Below are 24947 nucleotides of genomic sequence, written 5' to 3'. Positions count from 1 at the left end.
TTTTAATATGTTGTTCTAAAAAGTTATTTCTGTATCAATCTTTAAAAATCTCTTTCACTCCTGCCAAAATTCCTAAGCAATAATCTCGCTGATATACATTCGATTTAAGAATAGTCACATCCGTACTATCACAAAAGCCGGCTTCTAATAAAATCGCGTCCATTTCCGTTTCTCTTAAAACCGCGAAGTTAGCTTTTTTCATACCTCGATCACGAATGCCATGTTTAGTTACTTTTACCATAACATTTTTGTGAATCGTTTTTTGAATTATCTTAGTTCTAGCCGGAACCGATGTGTAAATATAATCTTCGTAACCCTTGCCGCCACCTGCATTAAAATGAAGTGAAAGAAACAAATCAGCTTTAAAACTATTTGCTTTTTTTGCACGTTCACGTAATTCTAAAAAAGTATCATTTGTTCGCGTCATTCCTACTTCAAATCCAGCTTTTACTAGTTCTGTTTGAAGCTGTTTCGCAGTTGCAAGCACCCAATTTTTTTCAACAAGACCGTTCCCGCTTGCGCCCGGATCCCTACCACCATGACCGGCGTCAATCCATATCTTTGTCATGCTTTTCCTCCTCGTCCCCTGATTTAGCATCAAAAATCAAAATTAAATTTTTCAATACTTCCGGGACCTTCATCCCCATTCGAACGAAATTTTCCAATATAGAAATCAGCTCATTCGCCAAATAGAAAAAGATAACCGCATCCCGCGTCGTATTATGCGTTCCCAGAATCAAATCTATTTGATGCGCAATAGCCACTAAAATTAAGATAGCAATTTTTTTCGCGATTCCTTTGAAACCCATTTTGCTGCTAAGTTCCCCAAGATACCCTGAAGCGAGTAGCCCAGAAATATAGTCAGCTACAATAAAGCACACCAGCACTTTTACCAATAAATCCACTTCCCCAAACAAGTATCCAAACATCGCACCAAAACCTAAAATCCCAATTTTTAGTATGACTTCCATGGAAAACCTCCTTTTTGATTACATAATTGTGATTTGACGAAGTGCCCAAGCTTTGTAATTGGAATTATCTGCGTGCCCAGAAATACCTGTTGTTGAAACATAGAAATATTTCCGATCTCCATAAGTTACTGAAGGCATTTGAATTAAAACACCTCCACCTGCAATCTCCAATAATTGCGCTCGAGATAAGAAAACCGGATGATAATAATAATCCTGAGGTGTATTCGTGGTTGAATCATAACGGCTAAACAATAACGTCATTCCAAATTTCAATTTATCAGGATCCCATTTAAAAGATTGTCCTGCACCCATAAGATTCGCTCCTTTGAAAATGACCGTTCCTTCACCAATTGCATTCACATAATCTTTCGCACTATTCAAAGCAGCATTCGCCTTTTGTTCTGCACCCGCAGTGGTTTCTTTCCCGCTCCAAGTCGTCTTTTCTTCTTCTGTAACGCTCACCAGTCCTTTAACAGCCTCTGCATGTGTTTCTGGATAGAATTGCTCTAACGTTCCATGTTCATTTTTCTCTGACATTTTTACAATTTTAGTCATTCTATAACCTCCTTAATAGTTTCCAGCGCGATCACTTGCATCGCATCTAGTTTTTCTTTGTCCTCTTTTGCCAAAAAACCACTTTCTGTAGTAGTTGCTTCTGTATGTGTGTGGTTTATCTCTGCTGCGTCTAAGTCCGACGCGAATAAATCAACAATTCCTGTTTTACCATTTATGCTTGTCACGCCAGCTTCTGGTGAAACTAATTGATCAATCTTTTGTTTATCAAAAGAACTCATAAAGCCATCCGTTGTGTATGTTGCGACTTCATGGTTGTGACTCTTTTTGGCAGCGTGGATGTCTTCTGCGTCTAACAAGACGCGTCCAGCCTTACCATTCACACTTACCACCCCTGTTGGAAGCTGACCAGAAACGTATTCTGTCAACCCGACAATTCCTGCAACATGCGTCTCTGGATAAAATTGTTCTTTTGAATTATCATCTTTTGTCTGCAGCATTCGCTTAATTTCAGTCATTGTTCACTCCTCCTTTATGCACCAACTGGCTCCATTTGGTAGCGTTCATTCGTTCCAATTTTTGCAAAGACTAGGCTTGTTAAACTTTCTGAGAAACTTGTCTCACCTGTTTTTTCAAGGATAATATCTGCGTCTTCATCAAGACTTGAGATATTTAAAAAACATACGGTTTGCGCTTCTGAGATTTTTTTACTTGTTAGTAGCCCAATATCTTGTTTTTCCATACTTATGATAGTACTCGCGTCAAATTGAATCGTGCTCTTTTTGCTAAAATTAAGCTGTTCTTGGTTTAAACGTTCTCTTAGCACAGGGTATCGCGCACCAAACGCATCTGATCTCGCATCAACCACTTCACTTAGCTGCTCTGTCCCGCTAATCAGCTCATTAACCCTTGCATTTACTGCTCTATCCACGATGTCAATTTTGTTATTTAAGGTAGCATCTGCTTTATTTACGTAGACATAAATCGCCTTCAAACCTGTAGAAATAAAATCAGACCAATCCATTAATTTTTGCCAGTTATCATTTGTTTTATTTCTAAATTCACGACCTTGAAGAAGCATTTCCCATTTCCATAAATCCAACTTCATACGCAACCTCCTTTCTATTCCACTTTTGTTGCCTTTAGTTCACCATTATTCGTGACAGTTATTTTGAAATTAGAGCCATTTTCGGAAACCAAAATTGCGTCCTGTTTTTTATTCCAGTTAGCAATATCGCTTGCAGTCACATTATTTTTTTCTGCATTAGCTTCAATTCCATTTAATTTCGTTTTGTCGCTGGCAGACATCATTCCATCTGTAGTAGTTGTAGCCACGTCTAAACCTTCCACCGCCGTTATATGTGTCTTTGGATAGAAGACTGTATTATCTACATTTTTTAACACTCTAATTTCAGTTGCCATCTACCACACCTACTACTTCCGTTAAAATTCGTGAATCATAAGCATTCATTGCGATGCTCGAAAACGAATTGATTTTATTTGTATCCACGCTAGCTTTCTTTACTTGGTTAGCAATTTGTGTTTGAATTCGGACCATATCCCGTCGCGAATTACTGAAGCCAATCTCTTGAAACTTCTTACTCCAAGGATGACTCGATTTAATTTTTGTTACTTTTACTTCTGTCTCAAATCCCATCGGTTCATGAATGAAATACCAAACATCCCGCTCTGAAACAGGTTCTTTTCCTTTATAAGAAATAGTAAGCGCTGTTTCTGGAACATCTAAAATTTGCTTCTTTGCAAAAATTAATAAGTCATCATTGTTCGTGATTTTGTCATCACTTTTAGCATTTGCCATTCGTTTCCCGTAAATAGCCTCATTCGGCGAAGTATACGTGACAACCGCCATGTACTTATTATCCCCAGTCAGCTTATCGGCATTCTCTTTTTGCTTGCCGTAACACTTTATCTCCGTCTTCAAATTATCTGTGTTTGTATCCACTGAAACTTCTTCCGTATTATATAAATAACGAAATTGCTTTTCTGTCTTTACATACCAACTTTTTTCATCGTAAAAATAAAGATTTTTATTATCTGCAAACAAAATTGCTCCGAATTCTTCCAAACATAAATTCACTAGCTCTAAGCCATTTTTATTTCCTAAATCCTCTAGTTCAACTAAAGGGAAACTCCCTTGAATTTCATAAGAAAATCCTAGTACATTATCTTGTAACGCAAATTCCAACACCGTTTGAATCGAATATTTTTTTCGTCCAGATTTCACGTTATACTGCACATGATCTTGCACTGTATAACAAATATGCTGAGCCGTTATTTGCTTTGAAATTGTTCCTCCAATAGATTTTGGCGTACATTTTTTAATAACAAATTGCTGCCCTTGATATGTTAAAATTGCTTCATTTCCTACCAAGTCAAAAATTGCTGCATTCTGTTTCGTTTTATTCACAGTAAACGAGATAGCGCGACTTGTATTTTTTTCATAATCGTAGGAAAAGGAGCCGTAATCTATGTCTGTTAGAATTTCTTCTACTTCTTTGTCCATACTTTGAATAATCACATAATCCATACCTATCACCTACCGATAAATGAACGGAAAATTAAAAGCAATCGTTACATCCGTTACACCTTTGATTTCAAAATCGTTCCAGCCTTTTTCAAGGGTGATAATTCCGTGATTGGTATCTTTTCCAACACGGCGGTTATTGACAAGTGGATAAATATTGTTCAACAGTAAAACATCTGTTTTTTGGAGCTCTTTCCGATACTCGAAGGATTCTCCCGTTGTAAGATTATGAATCGTTGGTGTCCCATTCGCCGTCATCGCAATATCTAATTCATGTCGCATTAGTGGATTAACACGGTCGCTCCCCGCATTATAGACTCTAAATGTATTTTCTTTAAAAATATAAAATAAATCATCACGGTTCGATAAATTCATTCCCATTTGCCATAAATCTACTTCAAAAGTCATGGGATCAAGGCTCGTGCCACGTGACTCCGCATAGCCTTTAAATACATCAAATTCTATAGTGAGTAAACCAACACGATCCGATTCTCGACTAAAATCAACTGGTTTAGGATGCACCTTATACCGAATTCCCGGCATTTGATCGCTCCAAATATAATAACTATCCCGTTGAAATAAAAATTCATAAATTTCTCTGACTGCCAAATGGTAATCCGGAATATCAAGTGCTTGCAAATTACATTTCGCTGAAAAGATAAACGGTTTAAATTGTGTCATTCCTGGAATAACCCCATCAGTCCCAGCGATTTCAGCAGTTTCCATGCTTAACTGGGGACTTTGTCTGGAAACTTCTTGTACAGAAAGACCTGGAAATGTCTCACTAAGCGAATGCACTTTTCCATTTAATTCTAAAAACAAATCACTCATGAATAAGCTACACCTCCCATTGTGTAATTGTACTGATCAAATGAGTTAGCTTGATTACGGCTAACTACCTCGGCTACCACTTTGTCATCCATTTTGATTACAGGATTTTTTTGCAGTAAGCGCTCGAGTAGATTTTCAACTCTAGCCAAATCAGCGCCTTGACTCGTGTAAAGCATTGATTTATTTCCGCGCGCACTTTCTCTTGCATATTTCATCGTTGCATCGTGCGGAATTACTTGAGAACCAGACGGTAAAACAACCATTTCGCCTCGGCCGCCTTCATTCATCCGAGCAAAGCCACCTTGGAAATTTGTTGTTCCGGAAATTAATTGTGGTATTTTGCTGATTTCAACACCTGGAATCTTATTAATTAAACCAATCGCTCCATTAATCCCTCGAATTACGACGTTTACAAAACCTTTGACATTGTCTACCACTGTTTGAATTGCACTTGAAACACCATCAAAAATATTTCCTACAAAATCTGTTAGTCCACCCCAAGCACTTTTGATTCCGTCAAAAACACCTGTAATGATACGCTTCACTCCATTAAATACTGATGAAACTGTAGTAGAAATACCTGTGATAACCGCTTTAATTCCTTCAATAATTCCGGAAATCGTCGACATAATGGCATTCCAAATTTTGGATGCAACAGTAAATACCATTTGGAAAGCTGCACCAATAATCGTCACGATAGTCGTAAAAATATTGGTAATAAAGGCAATAATTGGTTGCACAATCCCGATAACTGCCGTAATAACACCAGCAATAAAGCTAATAATTTTCCCGATAACACTAGCAATCGTCGTAGCAATAATAACAACATAGCTAATAATCGTGGTGATAATCGAAACAATAACGCCAATAATCGTCATTACAATCGGCATAATTTTACTTATATACGAAATAATTGTTCCAACAATTTGTACAACCACTGTCGCGATTTGCATAATTATCGGAATTAAAAATTGAATAACGCTCATTATACCTTGAATCACTGTCATGATACTTGGCAGTAATGCCGAAACAAGTGACATAACAACTTGAACAATCCGCATAATAACAGGCATAAGCATAGAAATCAGCATATTAATAAATGGCATTAATTGGGCTAACAATTGCGCAAAAAAGCTAATAAATTGCATAACTATTGGCATTAACGCGGCACCAATTTGCATAACCGCAGTAACAATTTGCATGATAATCGGCATTAAACTGGCAACAAGTTGACCGAACAACTGCGCAACCTGAGTTACGACTGACATCACCGTATTTCGGAATGATTCATTCGTCGTCATCAAATACGCAAATGCAGCTACTAACGCTACAATCCCGATAATAACTAACCCCATAGGCGAAGTTAGTTTACCCATAATTCCTCCAACACTACCAATGGAAGACATTAATCCGCCTAAATGCTTCTTCAACTCCATAAAACCACTAGCTAGATTGGTAATTCCTTGAACTCCACCAGATACTCCGCCAATCATTGTACTCATGCCACCAATTCCGGTTGCTAAACTTGAAAATAACGTACCATTTTGCACACTTGAACCTAGATTTTTAAACGCATCCGTGATTCCACCAACAGAACCAACTGCAGTACCGAATCCGGATGTAATCGCCTCACTACTAGAACCCAGTTGTCCAAACGCTGAACTAATCGTGCTAAGGCCAGATTGGAGTCCACCTAGAGATTCGGAAATTTTTGAACCTGGATCAGCGTTTCCAACATCTTCAATAGTCATTTTGAGCTCTGAAAATCGCTGCTCTACAACCATTGCCATTTCATCTAGCCTGCCAACTTGTGCTGTTAAAACGCTCTCGTTCAGTTCAAATGTAATACTTTTAGAATCCGCCATTCACGTTCCTCCTTTCTTCTTTATTTTTAGGTCTTCGCAACCCATTTGCACTATAAATCCGGTCAATCCACGCTTTGCCTTCCTTCGCTTCATTCTCGGAAATTGCTTGAAGTGCATTTACTGTATAATTAACATCGGCTTTCTTCTGACGTTTTTTATGCAAGTCGATAAAACGTGAATTTCGTTTTCGATTGAGATTTTGTTCCGCATTTAAGACCGCATTTCGAAGCATAGTAGATTCAAAAACCACCTTGTTTTCCCATTCTTTCATGATGAAATTTTTCTCCACTTCAGTAAGTTCTTCAAAATCACGCTTGGACATCTGAAAATTGACTACAAAAAAAGCGAATTGTTTTTCCAAATCGAAATCATGGTTCATTTCACTATCCAGTTCTTCGTCCGTTGCTCCAAAATACTCAAATTCAATCTGTTTTAACGGAACAAAAAACCCATATCCTCTTGCAATTTCTCAATAACAGCTACATTAAGCGAAATTAAGCCTTGTTCTTCTACTAACTTGTCGAAAATTTCCAAAGCTTCTTTTTGTTTTACAGGTACCAAGCCTTTTTCTTCCACAAGTCCTGAAACAAATAGCGTTTCAATCACTTGATAGCTCAAAATCCCCTTATTCGCAGTCAAAGCTGCAACTAAACTAATCCCTGATGTTAATTCCACCGTTTTAACTTTTTGTTTATTAAATCGTAAAATATAAGTTGTATTATTCACTTCAAACATTTATTTTCCTCCTAAGGGAAAGCCACTTATTTCAGTGGCTTTCTATTTTATTCTGCTGGTGCTACAGGTGTTTCGCCGGGCATTTGGTCGCCGCCTTCAGTAATCGTTAAATCAACAAGCGCACCCATTCCGTCTAGTTTTACAGAGTAAGTCATCGCTTCATCAAAAGGTGCTTCAAAACTATAGTCTGCTACAATCGCCAAACCACCGAAAAGACCTTTCTTAGATGCCTGGTTAATAATTTTCACACAAACTGGGCTGTCACTTTCAAAATATTTCGCCAATTCTTTATGAGACTCTGCATCAGCAACATATAATCCGTCATTTTCAATTGACCATTCTTTCATACCACCAATTTTGGATTTCCATCCGCCAACTGTATCTTTGGATGTAATTTCAATACTATCTTTAGAACGGTTTACAGTTAGACCTTGCTGGCCTGCAACCGCCAATAGTTTATCTCCTGCTGCGTTAAAAACTGCTAAAATTACATCTTTCCCCGCTACCGCTTTAGCAGCTCCCGGTGTATAATCACAATATAAATTCTCTTCAAATGCCATTAATAATTCCCCCTAAATTTTTACTTTTAATTCACGACAAATACTTACTTCAAAACTGGTTTTTGCGTGAATTAACGTATTTTCTTTGACTAAATTTTGTTTTCCATAATGCCGAACTGCGATTAATTTGTATCCTTCAGGCAAAGTGAACCCTGTTTGGATAAGCGTATCTATCTGTTCGACTCCTGCTACGTCTGTTTCATTTGTATAATGATGGATAGCAAAACGATATTTTTCTTTCCAGGCAGTTTGGCTTTCTTCTTCCTCTTGATCAATCATCTCGATTATGGTTGTAGGTATTTCCACTTGGTCACGCATTACAATAGAAACATCTAGGCCGCCTTTTTCCTGGAGCATTGTTCTCACTGCTTCCAAAACTCTCATGAAGCTCAAACTCTTCACCAAGCGTTCACTCCTTTAAAAATAGAAAGTAAAATTCGGTCAAGACCACATTTGATAATTTATTCCTCCGAACTTTACTTTCCAAAATAGAATATTTGTTTATGTCAACGGATGAAAAATCCAATCATAAAAACAAATTTCTTGTACAGCATTTGTATTATCAGAAAATCGGTGCACCTTCATTCTGATGCAGCTTTTATTGTCATCCGCTTACTGGACAATTAGCTTACTTCCATATTAATGGTAAAATGATGTTGCAAAATATCACGAAAGTATCATCATTTTCTTACTAAAATTCCCATTAGCGTTGCGAGTTCTAGCACTGCCCTTTTTTTTATCCGTTTAAACTGGGCAATTTCGTACGGTAAATCCATCATTACCGCCACATCTTGTTTTCGTTCCACGTAACATTCCATCAAAATAGTGCGATATAAATCATCCATCTGATTTAACATTTCCGTATATTTCTCTACCAACCATCGCGCTTCCAAAATGACCTCTTTATTATGTCTAGCAGAAAATGCTACCGGTTCAAACTGCGGCACTTCCAGAAAACCATTTCTAAGTAAGTGTGGCTTTTTTGATAACCCCGTAATCATCCGAAATCGCTCAAAATCCGCAAAAAATCGTTTTACTTGATGGACCGTTTTTATATAATTAATATCCTTATTTTCTGGTAAAACTAAAACTTGCATTTTATCACTCCTTAATTGTGAGCTTCATTAATCACAAAAGCCTCATACTGACATTCAATCGCCGAAGCTGGTAAAGCGCCTATTTCGTCTTTTGTTTTATCTAAATGAAAAGCTAATACATCAATCATTTCCTGCTGAACCGGTTGCGACTTTTTTCTATTTAACCCTTTTTTCCGCTTCCATTCCGCAAGGGACGATCTCGATACTCCAATTAACCTACTAATTTGTACATCTGATTTGGTTCGTTTGTATTCTCGGTATTCACTAGGCGTTAAAATAAGCAACTTTTGCTCCGCCGTTAACAGTCCTTTTTCTCTGTCCCCAAGTGCTTCAAAAAACTCCAACTCTTCTATCAAACGTTTTCGAATAAATCGATTTTCTTCTTGTTCTAGTTGAAAAATTAGTTGGATTTGTTTTTCTTTTAAAAGTTTTCTATCCATCCATTCCCACTTCCATCTCATAAATTAATATAGTAACTCTGTCACCAATTCGGTGCTATCGGTGCAAAATCAGCCGCTTTTATTTTCTAGCTCTACAAATATTATAGCACCATTTTGGTTACTGGTAAACTTTATCCGACAAATATGTTCGAAAAAGTTCCGTTTTGGTGCTAAAAGTGCTATACTGAAGCCATAAACATGTGGAGGACAATTATTATGGAGTTAAATAAATTTGTAGGAAATAAAATAAAACAATATCGTGAGGAACGAGGCTTAAATCAAGAGGCATTGGCAGAAAAGCTTCATACAACTCGCCAAACTATTAGCCGCTATGAAAATGGCGATCGAAAAGCAAATCAAGATGTTTTATTTGAACTTGCAAAAATCTTCAACAAACGATTAGATGACTTTTTCCCTGAAAGAAACTTACCGCCTGTTGATGAACGCTTGGTGACAATTGCAGCCCATATTGATGACGATGTAACCGAAGAAGAAATGCGGGATATTTTAGCTTATATAGAAATGAAGAAAAAACTCCATCGCGGGATGTGATTTTATTGTACGAAAAATTGGTAAATAAATACCAAGACGAGGTAACAATTAGAGAAGAGAAAATGCCTTATAAATTACCGGGGCTTTATTTAAATGGGACGATTTTTATTAGTAAAGATCAGTCTTCCATTGAAAAAGGTTGTGTTTTAGTAGAGGAATTGATGCATTACAAATACACTGTGGGTAATATTACCAAGCAAGAAACCATTATGGATAAAAAACAAGAGATTTTCGCTCGTCGCAAAGGTTACGAGGAACTAATTCCGCTAGATGATATTATTGCATGCTTTTATCTTGGTTTACGAGAATATTTTGAAGTAGCAGAGTTTTTAGAGGTAACAGAAGAATTCTTGCGTCATACAGTTTCTCATTATGCGGAAAAATATGGTCCAATGTATGATTATGGTGGATATCTCATAAATTTTGGCAATTCCATTGATGTTTATAAAAAGGGCTGAAAGGCTCTCGTTTATACGGAGGGTCTTTTTTTGTTAAAATTCTCTCTAAAGAAGAAAAAAAGGATTTTAAGTGGTAAAATTACATCAATTGTTGCTAACAAGTGAATTTTTCATGTCTAATTTTTGAACTCCATTTTATTTTGGTATCTTTTTATCACAAATAGCAGTACAGTAATATGGTAAATAACAATTTCACTCTAGTATAGGAGTTTTGATAATGCTTCATAATATTGATTTTTCAGCGATTTTTTCTAGTGATTATTCGAGTAAAGTCTCGTTTAAAAAAGGAGAAATTATTCATTCATTTAGAGAGTACGAAAACAAGCCACCGCAAATAGGTGCTATTTTAGAGGGGACTGCTGTTTTAGAAGGTCCTACAAATGAAGGGCGTTGGATGATAAACGCATTGATTAGTCAACATTCGCTTTTTGGAATGGAAAGTTTACTCGAAACCAAAAGAGCGCCTGAACTGACTGAATACCGCGTTCGTGCATTAGAAAACGGTACTGCTTTATTTATTGACCGTGAGTTTCTTCTCAATTATTTGTATGCGAATCCACATTTTTTCCATCTTCTACTTGATGAGGTTATTGTTAGATATCTATTTACTGCAAAAAATTACAAGAATATTAATCAAGCACCCATAATTAAAGTGACACGTATCTTAGTGGAAATTATTGAGCTACTCCATTTGCATGAAACAGAAGGACCTATCGAGCTTCCAGTCTATGTCACACAAACTTTCTTGGCTGATTATTGTCGTTCCAGTCGGGCCAGAATTACTGAAGCGCTAGAAGAATTACGCGAAAGTGGCTTGTTGCTTTCTAAGAAACCCATTACCATTAGTTCGCATGAGAAACTACTTGATCAAGTCGATAGTTTTCAAACCGGAAATGGCTTATTAACTAAATATCCTTGAAAAATTGAGACGCCATGACTTTCTAAGAGAGTCATGGTTTCTTTTGTTTCAATCCCCTCAACAACAAAATCAAGCTTATTTTTCTGAGCAAAATTCGCCCAAGCTTTAATGAATAGTAGTAAATCTTCTAATGGTATATTTTTGAAATGAATGAGGGAGAATTTAATCTCTATTATGTAAGGTAGGTAGCTCATCACTCGCTCTAGGCTGTTCAATCCGCAACTAACATCGTCTATGGCGATATGATAGCCGAGACCGTGAATCACTTTAATTTTATTTAGAATAAATGCATTTTTATCGTTCGCATTGAGGTGGCGTTTATGCCCGGGGACATCGAAAATATCTTCGGTCATTTCTACAGTTATACGATGGCTCTCGCTTTTTAATTTGTCTAACCAATGGAGTGTTTCTATGTAAAAAAGCTGTTGTGGCGCAATATTTATGGCAAATCGATCATTTGGATATTTCTTTAAAACGTCTAAGAAAGCCTCGCTAAACCACTCGGAAAAAGCTAAGTACAGTTCTTCGTCCGCGAGTACAGCTTCTAATTCTGATAGAGGAAATCTAGGAACTGCACTATCATCACGTAAAAGTATTTCATATTCGACAATATTTCCCTGAAGAACATCTAATTTTGGTTGAATAAAAAGCTGAAATCTCATGAGTCCCATCATCCTTTCTCATTTCTCTTCTCTATTCTAATACATTTTTAGCACTAATCGCAAAATTTAGTCCAAAAACAAACAGGCATTTCGAAAAATGCCTGCAAATTATTCTTTAAAATATTTCTTTCATCATTTGAACGATTTCATCTGCCACGTCTTCCGCTTGAGGGAAAATTCCGTATTTATCAATAAAAGCATGACACATTCCTTGGTAAACGATTGCTTTTGTTTTTACCTCACTTGCTCGCAGTTCTTTAGCAAAAACATCTGCAAAAGCTCGTAACGCATCAAACTCCGCGCTGGCTATAAGTGTAGGCGGGTAAATGCTTTTATCTACAGCAGATAGTGGAGAATAAATTGGTGATGCAGGATTTTCGTCTCTAACATAGGCTGTCCGCAGTAATTCGCCAGAGCTATTCATTCCAATAATACCTGGTGCAACTAGTGGAAGTGTCTCTTCTGATGCCCCAAACTTAGAAATATCCCACTGATACTTATCATTATCTTCATCTACTAACGTTAACGCTGGATAAAGTAAAGCTTGGAATCCAACATAATTCGTCTCTTTTTCATGATCCATATAACTTACCGCTGCGGCTAAAGTTCCGCCCGCACTATCTCCGGAAACACCTATTTTCGAAGCTTCGATGCCTAGTTCATCGCTTTGTTCCACTACCCATTCAAGCACACGGTAACAATCTTTTGGAGCTGCTGGCGCCGGGAATTCTGGAGCTAAATGGTAGTCCACATTAATAACAACTGCCGGTAACTTTTCCGCGATACCTTTACAAAAATTCTCCACTACAGCCGGCGTTCCACCAACAAAGCCACCACCATGATAAAAAATGAATGCGGGAACTGGTTTGGTTGCTTCCTCGTGACGATAAATTCGTACCGGAATATCGCCGTAATCGCCTTCAACAACTCGATATTCCGTGGTTATACCGTTTGATAAATCAATATTCGGACTTCCCATCGTTGCTCGCATTTGTAGTGCAGCCGCCGTTGCTATTTCCAAATTAGAAAAATCTGGCATTTGGATTTCTTGTGGCGCTTCTTTTATCGCCTCATTTGTACCACCAAGATGTTGTTTCATGTCTTTTAATAAAAAAGGATCCAAGTTCCCTCGAGCTGTTTCTTGTGCCTGTTTAAAAATAACTTCAGTTCCTTCTTCTTGTTCTAGAATGCTATTTGATTTTATAAACGCTAAAGCTTTTTTATATTCCATCCAGTCTTCCTTCTCTCTGTCTTATTTTGGAATTCTAACTCGATTTACGCCAGTTTTCTGATGGTGGAAACCCGTAATATTTTTTGAAAAGCTTGCTAAAATAATAAGCATCATTATATCCAACCATATTTGCGGCCTGTTTTACGGTAACATTTTTATTCTTGAGTAATTCTTCTGCACGAGTAAGGCGAATTTTGATTAAGTAGTTAATTGGTGATTCCCCGGTTTCTTCTTTAAATACTTTGGAGATATAAGCAGGGCTAATGTACATCGTTTGCGAAAGCGTTGAGAGCGAGACATCTTCTGTGTGGTGTTTTTCCATATAATGGATAATTTCATTCACGAGTATTTGTTTTTGCTGTTCGTCGGTAGATAGCTTGACCCCATTATTTTCAAGTTGTTCTGGGGTGGCTTCACGTAAAACATGGATAATTAATTGCATAACGAAAGCTTTTAAAATCAAGTCATATCCAGGTTTTCCAGCATCTTTTTCTTCTATAATTTGTTTAGAAATAGATAAAATGGCAGATTCCTCTTCTTTTTTTCGTAAAAAGGCTTTTTTAAATGGGAACGTATTTCGCGTGTATCCTTCCAATGCAAAGTTCCGAAAACCTATATGGAGTTGCGCATTCGTCATACCTGGTTCGGTTATATCGTAATGATTCACACCAGGATTAAAAATCAGCATATCGCCTTTTCCGAGCTTGACTCGTTCGCCTTCAATATCATAAATAACGTTTCCCTCACAAATGATCGAGATTTCTAAAAAATCATGATGATGATTTTCGCCCACTCGCACTTCGTTAGTATAGCAATTAGCTATATACAAAATTTGTGGATTAAATGTGGTCGTATTTATTTTCAGCATCGCTTCACCTCCTCGTTATAACGCTTACATTTATCTTTTAATTATATAACATTGTCCATGCTTACAGCGAATATAAACCATTCTTTTTCAAAATTAGGAGTGTAAACTAAATGAATATATGAATATTAAAGGGTGTGAAAAAATGGAGAGTATGAAATGGATTTGGCAGTATGTCCGAAAATATCGATTGCTTATGATTGGTGTATTTATTTTAATTTTTATTGCTTCTGGTATTAGTATTATTTATCCGTTACTCGGCGGGAAAGTGATTGATGATGTTGTCTATCAAAATAAAACGAATTTGCTTATCCCGTTACTATTAATCATGATTATTTCGACAATTATTCGAACTATTTGCCGTTATACCTATCAGATTATGTGCGAGCGAATCGGGCAAAATTCCCTTTTCCGGATTCGAGAAGATTTGTATAAAAAGCTACAATCACTCGATTTTGATTTTTTCAATAATACGCGTGTTGGGGATATTATGGCACGGATGACAGGTGACACTGATGCGATTCGGCATTTTGTTTCATGGGTATCTTACAACATTTTGGAAAATGTATTTTTATTTAGTTTTGCGATTATCATAATGGCCGCGATTGACTGGAAATTAACGCTTGCACTTGTTATCGTAACGCCCCTAATTGCTATTTTAACTATGAAAATGTCGAGCAAAGCTCAACCTGTTTTTTATGAAATTCGGGAGAGCTTTTCGCGACTTAATTCGATGGTGGAGGAAAATATTAGCGGAAATCGTGTTGTAAAAGCATTCGCACGAGAAGATTTTGAAATGAAGAAATTCCATGAACATAATGAGGATTTCAAAAAACGTAATTTAGATTCTGCCGATGTTTCCAGAACTTATTTACCAGTACTCGATTCGCTCGCAGGGATGCTCGTTGTCATCACGCTTATTTTTGGCGGTTATTTAGTAATTAAAGGACAAATGACGCTAGGAGATTTAGTTGCATTTAACGGGTTTCTATGGATGCTGAACGGACCCATGCGAATGAGTGGCTGGCTCATTAACGACGTGCAACGCTTTATCGCTTCTTCGTTTAAAATTCAAGACATGATGGCGACTGATGCTAAAATCCCCATCCATGCAGAAAAATCTGCGCCATCACTTCAAGGTCACGTCGAGTTTAAAAATGTTAGTTTTCATTTCGAGGATGATCCAAACACGGATGTACTCAAAAATATTTCTCTAAAAGCTTCTCCGGGCCAAACAATTGCTATTCTAGGCGAAACTGGCGCAGGAAAATCAACGCTCGTCAACTTAATTTGCCGATTTTACGATCCGACTTCTGGTGAGATTCTAATTGATGGCATCGATGCGCGAAAATGGCATGTGCGAGAACTTAGAAATCATATCGCCACGGTGATGCAAGATATTTTCCTGTTTTCTGATACGATAGAAGGAAATATTGCATTTGGCGCACCGGATGCAACGATGGAAGACGTCCGGCGCATGGCGCGAATTGCAGATGCGGACCATTTCATCGAAACCATGCCTGAAAGTTATGACACGATTGTCGGCGAACGCGGTGTTGGACTATCTGGGGGACAAAAGCAGCGCATATCTTTAGCGCGTGCTCTTTTAAAAAATCCATCCATTTTGATTTTGGATGATACCACTTCCGCTGTCGATATGGAAACCGAAGTGAAAATCCAAGGGGAATTAAAAAAGATCACGGAAAATACGACAACCTTTATTATTGCGCACCGAATTTCTTCTGTAAAAGAAGCCGATGAAATTTTAATTTTAAATCACGGCAAAATCATCGAACGCGGCACACACTCTAGTTTGCTAGCAGAAAAAGGTTATTATTTTGATATTTACAATAAACAACTTGGAACGGAGGCGAATGTAAATGGCTAGAAATAAATTTGATATTGACGAAGAACTGGAAACAGCCTTCAGCGCCGCACATTTAAAACGTATTCTCGTTTACGTAAAACCATATCAAAAATCCATTTATATTACGCTCTTTGTCATCTTATTAGCAAATGTAGCAACCATGATTGGCCCGTATTTAACCAAAATAGTCATTGATGATACGATTCCGAACAAAAATATGACACAACTATTCTGGATTGCAATTATTTTCATCGTTTCTGTCATTGTAACCGGGCTTTGTATGCGATATCGAATTAGGTCGATTACGTTGATTGGGCAAGACATTTTAAAAGATATGCGGACAGCGATTTTCGGTCATTTGCAAAAGCTCCCTTTCTCTTATTTTGACAGTCGTCCGCATGGTAAAATTTTGATTCGTGTCGTTAATTACATCAATATGCTAAGTGATTTGTTGTCCAATGGGCTCATTAATTTGATTTCTGATATTTTAAGTGTCATTGTGACGCTTGGTTTTATGCTGATGATTGACCCAGTGCTAACGCTGTATAGTTTAGCGCTTATCCCGGTTCTTTTCGTGATTGTCATGGTCATTAAAACCGCGCAACGAAAAGCTTATCAGGTTCTAAGCAACAAACAATCCAACATGAACGCCTATATCCACGAGAGCATCGCTGGAATTAAAGTGACACAAAGTTTTTCGCGGGAAGAAGAGAATTTTGAGATTTTCACAGAGGTAAGTAATGAGTACCGCCGTTCTTGGATGAAAGCGGTGAAAATTCAATTCTTGCTTTGGCCAGGGGTTCAAAATATCGCCGTAATGACAACTTGTTTAATTTACTTCGTTGGAATCAAAGGCTACGGTGTGGACGTTTCTACCGGGACACTGATTGCTTTCATCGGTTATGTTGGGAATTTTTGGAATCCTGTTATTAATATTGGAAACTTCTACAATTCGCTTATAACCGCAACGACTTATTTAGAACGGATTTTCGAAACGATGGATGTGGAGCCCGATATTAAAGATGTCCCAAATGCTAAAAAAATGCCACCAATCGTTGGGAATGTTGACTTTAAAGATGTTTATTTCCGTTATGAGGAAGGCGTAAACATTTTAAAAGGAATTAATTTTCATGTGGATGCGGGCGAATCAATTGCGCTCGTTGGTCCAACTGGTGCAGGAAAAACGACCATTATTAATTTACTTAGCCGTTTTTATAATATAAATTCTGGAGAAATTTTAGTTGATGGGGAGAATGTGGAAGAAGTCACGCTTAGATCACTCAGGTCCCAAATGGGCGTGATGCTCCAAGATACCTTTATTTTCTCAGGAACAATTATCGAAAATATTCGCTACGGGAAGCTAGATGCAACCGAAGAAGAAATTATCGCAGCATCCAAAGTCGTTCGTGCTCATGATTTCATTTCCGGTCTAAAAGATGGCTACTATACCGAAGTAAAAGAACGTGGTAGCACTCTTTCAGCCGGTCAGCGACAACTAATTTCCTTTGCCCGTGCTCTTTTAGCCGACCCGAAAATCCTCATTCTTGATGAAGCAACTTCAAGTATTGATACACAAACAGAAATCTTACTCCAAGAAGGACTTGAGCGTCTACTGGAAGGTAGAACTTCTTTCATTATCGCGCACAGGCTTTCGACAATTAAAAACAGTTCGCGCATCTTTTACATTGATAATGGACGTATTCAAGAAGCTGGCAGTCACGAAGAGCTGATGGCACAACATGGGTATTACTATAATTTATATCAATCACAGTTTGATATGTTGCAAGCTTTATAGAAAAAAGGTAACTAGAGATTCTAGTTACCTTTTATTTTGCGCATCCATTTGTAAAAAGAAATTATACAATGCTCCGTACAAATTCGCATCATTTTGGAAACGACAAGTGACGATTTTCGGTTGTGCAGCATGATAAGGATTAGCTGCTTTTATTTCTGCGACAGCCTCGTTTAGCCTTTCCACAACAACGGGTTGGGCACTAATGCCACCGCCAATTGCGATAATTTCTGGATCAATCAAATACTGGATATTTAAAATTTGAGATGCTAACTCATAAATATACGCATCAAAAATAACATTCGCTTCTTCATCACCTTGGTTAATCAATTCGAAAACGTGCTCACCGTCTTTTTTATTTGGTAAATTCTTCTTTGATGCAATGCGCTTAATTAACTCCACTGCTGATCCAGTTCTTCCAAAGAATGTACCTCGCAATTTCTTCGTGTCAAAAGAAGTCTCCATAAAACTAACTTCTCCCGCCATCAAATGATAGCCAGATTGTAATTTACCATCCATAATAATTCCGCCACCAACACCACTTCCAAGCGTTAAAATCGCCGCGCTATGTACATTTTTTGCCACACCTAACCAAAGTTCCGCTAAAGCAGCACTCTTCGCATCATTTTGCAAGACAACGGGAACGTGACATTCACGCGCTAGCATTTCAGCCAAATTTTTCTCATGCATAAATAATAGCGAGCCACCTTGGTAAATCACGCCTTTTTCCGTATCTACCACTCCCGGACAACTCACAGCAATGCCCTTCACTTCTGTCCTATAGGGGCGCCACTTTTCGACCATTTGAGCTACAAGTTCTTCTGCACTTTTGGCAGTTGTAGGGAATTTATCTTTCATTTTCACCGTACCGTTATTTTCCATTAACGCAAATTTAACAAAAGTTCCACCAATATCGTATACAAAATACATTCCTCTGCACCCTCTCTTGTCGCTTTTATTCATTGTAATACGTTTGGCCACTTTTTCAAATAAAAACAGAGACTCCCCGGAAAGAATCTCTGTTTTTGTCTATTAATTTATTAACAACCAAGGACCCCACTGTTCAGCTCCTGGCTCATTTCCTTGAGTCCACCACTGTGCTTCATATGTTTTCCCTTTATAAGAAACCCTATCTCCCTTATTATATGTTTTGGCAGCGTCCCATGCTGGTGTTGCTGGTGGTGTTGCCGCGTCAAGCGTTGTCACAGTTAAGGCCGAGCTTGCTGCCGAGAAATTTCCCGCCGCATCATACGCTTTTACTGTGTAAGTGTACGCTGTTTTTGCAGTTAAGCCACTATCTGTAAAAGTAGTTCCTGAAACAGAGCCAACTTCGGTCCCATTTCGGTACACTTTATATCCAGCCACCGCTTTATTGTCCGTTGAAGCTGTCCACGATAGAGTAGCAGATTTATCGGTTACATTAGAAGATGTGAGTGCTTTTGGTACTGTTGGCGCTTCTGTGTCACTTGGATCAGGGACAACAGTTCCCCCGCCAAAAATAGTTTGTTTACCAAATTCGACACTCGATTTTACCATCCGTTGTGTTAAATCAATTTTAGAAATGTTAGCTACATCCACACTAGAGGCACTCGATTTTAAACGGAACGTATAAGATGCGCCTTGCGGAATTTGCTGTGCATCATATACAGAAGCTAAATCAACTACTGTATTGCCACCTGAAGTAGTAACTGTCCCAGCTTTATAATCTCCAGCAGTTAACGTTTCGCCGGCTTTTACTGGAATATAAAACTTAGGTAATTTCACTGTTTCAAAAGATAGCTCCGTTGATTTCAAGACTTCATTTGTTTCGTCCGCTTTTTCATTATTAGTAATCGTAATTTCGTATCCGACGCCATTTTCACTATAAGGTTTGACTGTTGCTACCACATTTAAATTCGCATAAGTAATCGCGTTTTGCGGGATAGCACTTGTACCAAATAATCCTGATTTAATCGCCTTTGTGAGTTCATCGCGCTTAGTTGAAGTCGTTGTTTTATCCTGTGACTGCATCCAAGAAATCATCCCACCAAGATTATTATCTTTTACATATTGTGCCTTATAACCAATCGAGCGCGTATTGTCATATGTGTAAAACTCCCCAGTTTCCTTACTATAAAGATACGGCGCTTTGGCAGTATCATCCCAATATTCTTTCAACGTTGGCGTTTTAGCTTTTAGCGCATCAATACTTCTATATGCCCACACTCCGCCAGCACGACCCCCATCGCCAGTTTTAATTGGATTTTCATTGTTTGCCCCATAAGTAAGCGAGCCATCCGCATCTTTATTCGTTTTTTCAGCAGCTTGGAAAAGTCCTGGCAATGCCGTGTCTGTTCCCGCAGCTACTTTGTTCCAGCCCCGAGTATAAAATGCTGCCCCAACAACAATTTTATTCGAAACTGCTCCCTTTTCTTTTAAGTATTTAACGGTTTGGTCGACAGAAAAACCACTGTCATAATTTGGATCTTTCGGATTACCGTAAAGCGCTGTATGATGGGCACTATTCGGTGTCCAAGCACCATTTAAGTCATACGTCATCACGTTTGCAAAATCGACTACTTTAAATAAATTCGCTACATCAATCCCATTTTCTAAAGTAGATTTTGCTGCTGGCAAAGCAACCGATAATTCGTATTTTTTGTTAATATCGACGCCTTGTTTATCCAAAGCCGTTCTTAAATCTTGTAAAAGTGTAATAAAGTTTTGCTTATCCGCAGGTTTTGCATTTGGTGTACCCTCATCATTTTTGTTATCAACAAGGTCAGCATCCCGTACCGAAGCAGGATATTCCCAGTCCAAATCAACAAAATCCATATTGGTATATTTCACAAACTTCATCACATTTTTCACAAAGTTAGCACGTTTTGTTGGATCCGCTGCAACTGTCGAGAAATCTCCCGACTTAGACCAGCCTCCAACCGAAACCCCGATTTTCAAATTCGGATTTTGAGCGCGTAAATCTTGAATCGCATTCAAAACACCCGCATTCGCTCCGCCCCATTGAACTCCCTCCTGTCCAACAGGCGCACCAACAGCAGCATCTTTATCAGTGAAAACTAAATCCCCATTGCTATTAAAATCCAGAAAAGCAAAATTCAAATGTGTTAATTGATCAGCTGGAATATCTTTCGGATAAAAGTTCCCTTCTCCTCCCCAAATCGACCAATCACCGTAATACATAACATTTCGATACTGTGGCACATTTTCAGCCGCTTTCGCCCGTTTTGGCTCTGCACCCATTGATACAACTACTAATGATAAAACTAACAACACAACAGAAGTAATACTAAAAAGCTTTTTCATCTTCTTATTCATCTCTTCACCCCGATTTTTGATTTATAAACCTCATTTCGGCAGTTCTAAGTTTGTCTCTCTGTACCCCTTTTTTGTGTGGTTGCCCGAATGTTCTTCTCTCTAATTTCCTCCCCCCGATTAAAGATTCATTCCGAGCATTTGTATATCATGCAATTATCATGCCAAAAGAAAGCGCTGTCATTGCGCGGTTTATCTCTTATTTCATCGCTACACAGATGGAATAAAAACTTACACAGATAAAAAAATAGCATGAGAACATATCCCACGCTATCCATTAATTATTATTTTATTTTCACAAACTCAAACCAATGCTTTCGAGAATAAAAAAATGATGCCAAACAAAGTATTAACGCAATAACTGTAGACTCCCAACTAGTGGCCAAAAGTCCGAAAAAAAGAAATGGAAACATCGAATAATTTAATATTAGTGCTTTGCGGTTAATCCGCACAATAACATCATTACTATTTTCCAAAACCGCATCCTGACTCCCATAAAACCAATCAGTCACGCAAACCTTTGTTTTCTCCTTCTTAGGCATAAAAAAATGAGACTGATGATTGTCGAGTTTTACAATTTCTTCATTTTCGATTCTAATTTTCACCGGAGTAATACCGCTACCAATTCCAGTTTTACGAGTTATTTTGATAGTCACAGTTGCTTCTCCTCCTTGGCTGTATGTTGCTTTTATTATACCAAGAAGAACAAAAAGGAACAAGGAAATATCAACTATTTCCTTGCCCTCTTTTAAGCAAAAGTCGTAACATCTGTAATCGGTAATCGATAAGACTGGTAGCCCGAATTTTTAGCTTTCCCAATAGAAACAATCATAACCGGTACATAACGCTCCGGATCCATATTGAAGGCCTCAGCAACTTCCGTACGTTCAAAACCACCAATTGGATTTGTATCGTAGCCATGCGCGCGTGCAACTAACATTAATTGCATCGCTACAATCCCACCATCAATAAGAACAACACGTTCAGCTTCTGAGCGTGGAATGGATGCAAAGTATTGGCTTAATTTAGCCATTTGTTGCTCTTTCACTTCTGCCGGCATCAAGCCCCGTTCAACTGATTCTCCGTAAATTTTTTCACCGTTTTCAAAGTTCTCTAAGTCACCAAAAATTAAAATCATTGCGGAAGAAGATTCGTTTTGGCGTGTATTAAAGCGCACTAACGAACTCAATTTTTCTTTGCCCGCATCGCTTTCCACAACCACAAAGCGCCATGGTTGCATGTTTACAGAGGAAGGAGCAGTTACCGCGTCCGCTAGAATAGCTTTCATTTCTTCTTGGCTAATTTTCACCGTTTCATCATATTCTCGAATTGAGCGGCGGTTTTTCATTAAGTCTTCAAAATCATTATTTACATAAGTCATATTATATTCCTCCTTATCGCGCAAGTGGCGTTAACACTGAAATTTCAAGCTCTTTAGCAACAAAATCAGCAGCCAATTTCTGGAATTTTTTGAAATGGTCGCTGTCATTGTGTTGTTGAATGGCATCCATATCCGCCCATTTTTCTAACATATAAAAAACTGTTTCATTTTCCACCGATTGTACTAATTCATAACCATGATTCCCTGCTTCTGCTCTTGATGCAGCAATAACTTCCTTAGCCGCCTGCAAAAAAGCTTCGGTTTGTTCTTTTTTGACCGTAATTTGCGCCTCAATATGCAACATTTCCCAACAACTTCTTTCGGATTTTATAGTTCGATTAATTTCGAACTAACATAATATAACATAGCAGCAAGTTCCGCGCAATTAAAATGTAAGTTATGATATGATATTTATATGAAAAAGTTAAATGAGCTCTCAAAATCAGATTTATTATTAATTTTCCAAGCATTAAGTGATCCAATTCGTCTTGATATTTTCCTATGTTTACTGAAAAACAAAGAAAAACGCTTCTCTGGCACAACTTATAATATTTCTAAATCAACTATGTCACACCACATTAAACTACTTAAAGAAGCAAAACTGATTAATTTAAGAAAGGAAGGAACCACGCATATTTATTCAGTAAATGAAGCATTAGTGGAAGAAATCGGCTACTTCTTTGATATTTGTAAAAAAAATCACAAATAATACCATGAATTCCATCTTTAAAATTGTTAACTTTGTTAATATTTTGATATACTTTAAATATTAACTTACTTAAGGATGTGATTTTTTAGTGAAGAGAATACTCATTAGATCTGGTATGCGACCCACAAATGTGTACACACCAGAAGATATCTATTTAAAGGATCGAACCGGATTTAACAATGGTAATCTTGCATATCAATATAGCATTTATCGAGCTTTGTGGAATGATGATGTAGAAATACATGCTGACGGCCTCTCGTCTAACCCCAATCTCGCAGAAAAAATCAATGACAATTACGACCTCTATGTAATGCCTTTAGCTGACGCATTTCGAGACGACTTTAGGCCCATACTCCGCAATTACACCCAACTCATTCGCAAATTAAAAATCCCAGTCATCGTAACAGGCGTCGGCTTAAGAGCAAATTACGAACCACAACTAGACGAAGGTTTTTCTTTTGATGAAGATGTTACTAATTTTGTTAAAGCAGTCCTAGAAAAATCAGCTCAAATTGGTGTTCGGGGACAAATTACTGCAGATTATTTAAAAAAACTAGGATTTAACGCAGATCTTGACTTCCGAGTAATTGGTTGTCCCTCCCTTTATACATTCGGACGAGAAATAAAAATAAGAGATTTCCACTTAACAGATCAATCCACCATCGCTATTAATGCATCCCCAACCTCTTCAGAAATAGCTATTAATTTCCTAAATAACATGATTACTACATACAAAGACTATCACTTTATCCCTCAACATCTAGACGAATTCCATTTAATGTATGCCGGCGGTCCAGATATCTCTAGTGATATCAATGGCTACCCAACAAATATCCAACATAAGTATTATCAAGAAGGTCGAGTAAAATATTTCACTAGCATGCCTAGTTGGTTCGATTTTGTGAAGAATGTTGATATTAGCATTGGCTCTCGCCTACATGGAAACGTCATTCCAACAATAGTCGGAACACCTAATATTTCTTTCGTACAAGATGCCAGAATGCGTGAACTAGCCTCCTACCATGCGCTTCCTCACGTAACCATCGATGAATTAGAAAAAACCAACAACCTCCAAGAATTACTAACTAAAGTAGACCTAAAATCAGCCGAAAAAGTCCAAGCAAGAAATTTTGATAACTATATTGATTTCTTAGATACCAATGGTCTTAATCATATCTACAAACATGATAAAAATAGAAAATCAGCTCCTATGGATGAACTTATAAACGCCATTACTTTCCCAGCAAGTCCAGACCCCATTTCTATATTAAATCCTCAAGAAATGCTCAACCGTGTGAAAATCTCCACCAATTTATTAAAAGAAAGACATGATTTTAGCACAAGATACCGCGTCAACCTCATAAATAATCAACTCACCCAACTGAAAAAAACCACCTCTGAACAAAACAAAAAATACCAACAAAAAATTACTGAAACGCAAGAAAAAAACCAGCAATTAGAAAAACAACTGACAGATACTAAACAAAAATTACAGTTGACGATTAATAAAAATCACGAACTAACTAATAAAATCAGACATTATCAAGGAACATTAAACCGAAAATCTGTGAAAGCAACTTTAAAAGTAGCGAATTCTCTAGCAAATTTAAAAAAGAAAGCCTCCAAAAGCTGAGTAATAAAA

The 24947-nt window shown here is 37.6% G+C and carries 29 protein-coding genes and 1 pseudogene; 7 read left to right on the top strand and 23 right to left on the bottom strand.

Annotation, left to right across the window (positions count from 1 at the left end; translation table 11 throughout):
* Positions 1 to 43: 43 nt before the first annotated feature.
* The 15 genes and pseudogenes from HRK21_RS06610 to lmaD all read right to left on the bottom strand — a co-directional run.
* Positions 44 to 568 (bottom strand): annotated as a pseudogene (locus HRK21_RS06610) (N-acetylmuramoyl-L-alanine amidase); the annotation flags it as partial.
* A complete protein-coding gene (locus tag HRK21_RS06605) occupies positions 549 to 971 on the bottom strand; it encodes a phage holin family protein (RefSeq protein WP_070006390.1) in 423 nt (140 codons plus the stop codon). The gene HRK21_RS06605 and the pseudogene HRK21_RS06610, both read right to left, overlap by 20 nt.
* Positions 972 to 989: 18 nt before the next feature.
* Positions 990 to 1526 carry a hypothetical protein gene (locus HRK21_RS06600; RefSeq protein ID WP_070006389.1) on the bottom strand — a complete coding sequence of 179 codons (537 nt, stop codon included), beginning with the start codon at positions 1524 to 1526 and terminating at the stop codon, positions 990 to 992.
* Entirely contained in the window at positions 1523 to 2002 is a 480-nt protein-coding gene (locus HRK21_RS06595) for a hypothetical protein (RefSeq protein WP_070006388.1), read from the bottom strand. Before HRK21_RS06595 ends, HRK21_RS06600 begins: the two co-directional genes overlap by 4 nt.
* 14 nt (positions 2003 to 2016) lie before the next feature.
* The gene (locus HRK21_RS06590) at positions 2017 to 2592 is read right to left on the bottom strand and encodes an alpha-amylase (RefSeq protein ID WP_070006387.1); all 576 of its coding nucleotides are present in this window, start codon (positions 2590 to 2592) and stop codon (positions 2017 to 2019) included.
* Positions 2593 to 2606: 14 nt separating this feature from the next.
* The gene (locus HRK21_RS06585) at positions 2607 to 2906 is read right to left on the bottom strand and encodes a hypothetical protein (protein ID WP_003740136.1); all 300 of its coding nucleotides are present in this window, start codon (positions 2904 to 2906) and stop codon (positions 2607 to 2609) included.
* Entirely contained in the window at positions 2896 to 4032 is a 1137-nt protein-coding gene (locus HRK21_RS06580; RefSeq protein WP_070006386.1) for a phage tail protein, read from the bottom strand. The genes HRK21_RS06585 and HRK21_RS06580 overlap by 11 nt, the downstream gene beginning before the upstream one ends.
* 9 nt (positions 4033 to 4041) lie before the next feature.
* Positions 4042 to 4860, bottom strand: a complete 819-nt coding sequence (locus tag HRK21_RS06575; protein ID WP_070006385.1) for a phage tail family protein — start codon at positions 4858 to 4860, stop codon at positions 4042 to 4044.
* Complete coding sequence (locus tag HRK21_RS06570) at positions 4857 to 6725, bottom strand: phage tail protein (RefSeq protein ID WP_070006384.1); 1869 nt, start codon at positions 6723 to 6725, stop codon at positions 4857 to 4859. The genes HRK21_RS06575 and HRK21_RS06570 overlap by 4 nt, the downstream gene beginning before the upstream one ends.
* Positions 6712 to 7116, bottom strand: coding sequence for a phenylalanine racemase (locus HRK21_RS06565; RefSeq protein ID WP_077952737.1), 405 nt, complete (start codon positions 7114 to 7116; stop codon positions 6712 to 6714). The genes HRK21_RS06570 and HRK21_RS06565 overlap by 14 nt, the downstream gene beginning before the upstream one ends.
* A gap of 41 nt (positions 7117 to 7157) precedes the next feature.
* Entirely contained in the window at positions 7158 to 7460 is a 303-nt protein-coding gene (locus HRK21_RS06560; protein WP_003740132.1) for a hypothetical protein, read from the bottom strand.
* 47 nt (positions 7461 to 7507) lie between these two features.
* On the bottom strand, positions 7508 to 8020 hold the full coding sequence (gene lmaA, locus HRK21_RS06555) for a protein LmaA (RefSeq protein ID WP_003721744.1): 513 nt from the start codon (positions 8018 to 8020) through the stop codon (positions 7508 to 7510).
* A 12-nt stretch (positions 8021 to 8032) separates the two neighbouring features.
* Positions 8033 to 8422 carry a protein LmaB gene (lmaB, locus tag HRK21_RS06550; protein ID WP_070006382.1) on the bottom strand — a complete coding sequence of 130 codons (390 nt, stop codon included), beginning with the start codon at positions 8420 to 8422 and terminating at the stop codon, positions 8033 to 8035.
* Positions 8423 to 8700: 278 nt separating this feature from the next.
* Complete coding sequence (gene lmaC / locus HRK21_RS06545) at positions 8701 to 9117, bottom strand: protein LmaC (RefSeq protein ID WP_070006381.1); 417 nt, start codon at positions 9115 to 9117, stop codon at positions 8701 to 8703.
* A gap of 11 nt (positions 9118 to 9128) precedes the next feature.
* The gene (gene lmaD / locus HRK21_RS06540; RefSeq protein WP_003728929.1) at positions 9129 to 9557 is read right to left on the bottom strand and encodes a protein LmaD; all 429 of its coding nucleotides are present in this window, start codon (positions 9555 to 9557) and stop codon (positions 9129 to 9131) included.
* Between the two features lie 216 nt (positions 9558 to 9773).
* Between lmaD and HRK21_RS06535 the strand changes: the two genes are divergently transcribed.
* The 3 genes from HRK21_RS06535 (at position 9774) to HRK21_RS06525 (ending at position 11486) form a co-directional block, all read left to right on the top strand.
* Positions 9774 to 10109: a helix-turn-helix transcriptional regulator gene (locus tag HRK21_RS06535; RefSeq protein ID WP_003721740.1), complete on the top strand. Its 336-nt coding sequence runs from the start codon at positions 9774 to 9776 to the stop codon at positions 10107 to 10109.
* Positions 10110 to 10114: 5 nt separating this feature from the next.
* Positions 10115 to 10567: an ImmA/IrrE family metallo-endopeptidase gene (locus HRK21_RS06530; RefSeq protein WP_069887575.1), complete on the top strand. Its 453-nt coding sequence runs from the start codon at positions 10115 to 10117 to the stop codon at positions 10565 to 10567.
* 217 nt (positions 10568 to 10784) lie between these two features.
* Positions 10785 to 11486 (top strand): Crp/Fnr family transcriptional regulator, encoded by a 702-nt coding sequence (locus tag HRK21_RS06525; protein ID WP_003740129.1) that lies wholly within the window; start codon positions 10785 to 10787, stop codon positions 11484 to 11486.
* Here the strand turns inward: HRK21_RS06525 and HRK21_RS06520 are convergent.
* The 3 genes from HRK21_RS06520 to HRK21_RS06510 all read right to left on the bottom strand — a co-directional run bounded on the left by HRK21_RS06520 (position 11450) and on the right by HRK21_RS06510 (position 14247).
* Positions 11450 to 12157 carry an EAL domain-containing protein gene (locus HRK21_RS06520; protein WP_077905729.1) on the bottom strand — a complete coding sequence of 236 codons (708 nt, stop codon included), beginning with the start codon at positions 12155 to 12157 and terminating at the stop codon, positions 11450 to 11452. The genes HRK21_RS06525 and HRK21_RS06520 overlap by 37 nt on opposite strands.
* A 106-nt stretch (positions 12158 to 12263) precedes the next feature.
* The gene (locus HRK21_RS06515) at positions 12264 to 13379 is read right to left on the bottom strand and encodes an alpha/beta hydrolase (RefSeq protein WP_003740127.1); all 1116 of its coding nucleotides are present in this window, start codon (positions 13377 to 13379) and stop codon (positions 12264 to 12266) included.
* A 34-nt stretch (positions 13380 to 13413) separates the two neighbouring features.
* Complete coding sequence (locus HRK21_RS06510) at positions 13414 to 14247, bottom strand: AraC family transcriptional regulator (protein ID WP_070006380.1); 834 nt, start codon at positions 14245 to 14247, stop codon at positions 13414 to 13416.
* Between the two features lie 142 nt (positions 14248 to 14389).
* Here HRK21_RS06510 and HRK21_RS06505 point away from each other — a divergent pair, with 142 nt between their 5' ends.
* Together HRK21_RS06505 and HRK21_RS06500 are read left to right on the top strand one after the other, a co-directional pair.
* Complete coding sequence (locus HRK21_RS06505; RefSeq protein ID WP_070006423.1) at positions 14390 to 16132, top strand: ABC transporter ATP-binding protein; 1743 nt, start codon at positions 14390 to 14392, stop codon at positions 16130 to 16132.
* The gene (locus HRK21_RS06500) at positions 16125 to 17906 is read left to right on the top strand and encodes an ABC transporter ATP-binding protein (RefSeq protein ID WP_069887574.1); all 1782 of its coding nucleotides are present in this window, start codon (positions 16125 to 16127) and stop codon (positions 17904 to 17906) included. The genes HRK21_RS06505 and HRK21_RS06500 overlap by 8 nt, the downstream gene beginning before the upstream one ends.
* 24 nt (positions 17907 to 17930) lie before the next feature.
* Here HRK21_RS06500 and HRK21_RS06495 read toward each other — a convergent pair whose 3' ends face one another.
* From HRK21_RS06495 to HRK21_RS06475, 5 genes are all read right to left on the bottom strand, one after another.
* Complete coding sequence (locus HRK21_RS06495; protein WP_070006379.1) at positions 17931 to 18833, bottom strand: ROK family protein; 903 nt, start codon at positions 18831 to 18833, stop codon at positions 17931 to 17933.
* Between the two features lie 102 nt (positions 18834 to 18935).
* Positions 18936 to 21206, bottom strand: a complete 2271-nt coding sequence (chiB, locus tag HRK21_RS06490) for a chitinase ChiB (protein ID WP_077952736.1) — start codon at positions 21204 to 21206, stop codon at positions 18936 to 18938.
* 293 nt (positions 21207 to 21499) lie between these two features.
* Positions 21500 to 21871: a hypothetical protein gene (locus HRK21_RS06485; protein ID WP_003740122.1), complete on the bottom strand. Its 372-nt coding sequence runs from the start codon at positions 21869 to 21871 to the stop codon at positions 21500 to 21502.
* A gap of 92 nt (positions 21872 to 21963) precedes the next feature.
* Positions 21964 to 22596 (bottom strand): nitroreductase family protein, encoded by a 633-nt coding sequence (locus HRK21_RS06480; RefSeq protein ID WP_003740121.1) that lies wholly within the window; start codon positions 22594 to 22596, stop codon positions 21964 to 21966.
* 13 nt (positions 22597 to 22609) lie between these two features.
* A complete protein-coding gene (locus HRK21_RS06475) occupies positions 22610 to 22900 on the bottom strand; it encodes a putative quinol monooxygenase (protein WP_070006377.1) in 291 nt (96 codons plus the stop codon).
* Between the two features lie 111 nt (positions 22901 to 23011).
* Here HRK21_RS06475 and HRK21_RS06470 point away from each other — a divergent pair, with 111 nt between their 5' ends.
* Positions 23012 to 23305, top strand: coding sequence for an ArsR/SmtB family transcription factor (locus HRK21_RS06470; RefSeq protein WP_003740119.1), 294 nt, complete (start codon positions 23012 to 23014; stop codon positions 23303 to 23305).
* 115 nt (positions 23306 to 23420) lie between these two features.
* Positions 23421 to 24938: a polysaccharide pyruvyl transferase family protein gene (locus HRK21_RS06465; protein WP_070006376.1), complete on the top strand. Its 1518-nt coding sequence runs from the start codon at positions 23421 to 23423 to the stop codon at positions 24936 to 24938.
* Positions 24939 to 24947 lie beyond the last annotated feature (9 nt).

It is taken from the genome of Listeria monocytogenes, assembly GCF_013282665.1.
Taxonomy (GTDB): Bacteria; Bacillota; Bacilli; order Lactobacillales; family Listeriaceae; genus Listeria; species Listeria monocytogenes_C.
Note: the sequence above shows the minus strand (reverse complement) of the source record. Positions and strands in the feature narration are given on the sequence as shown.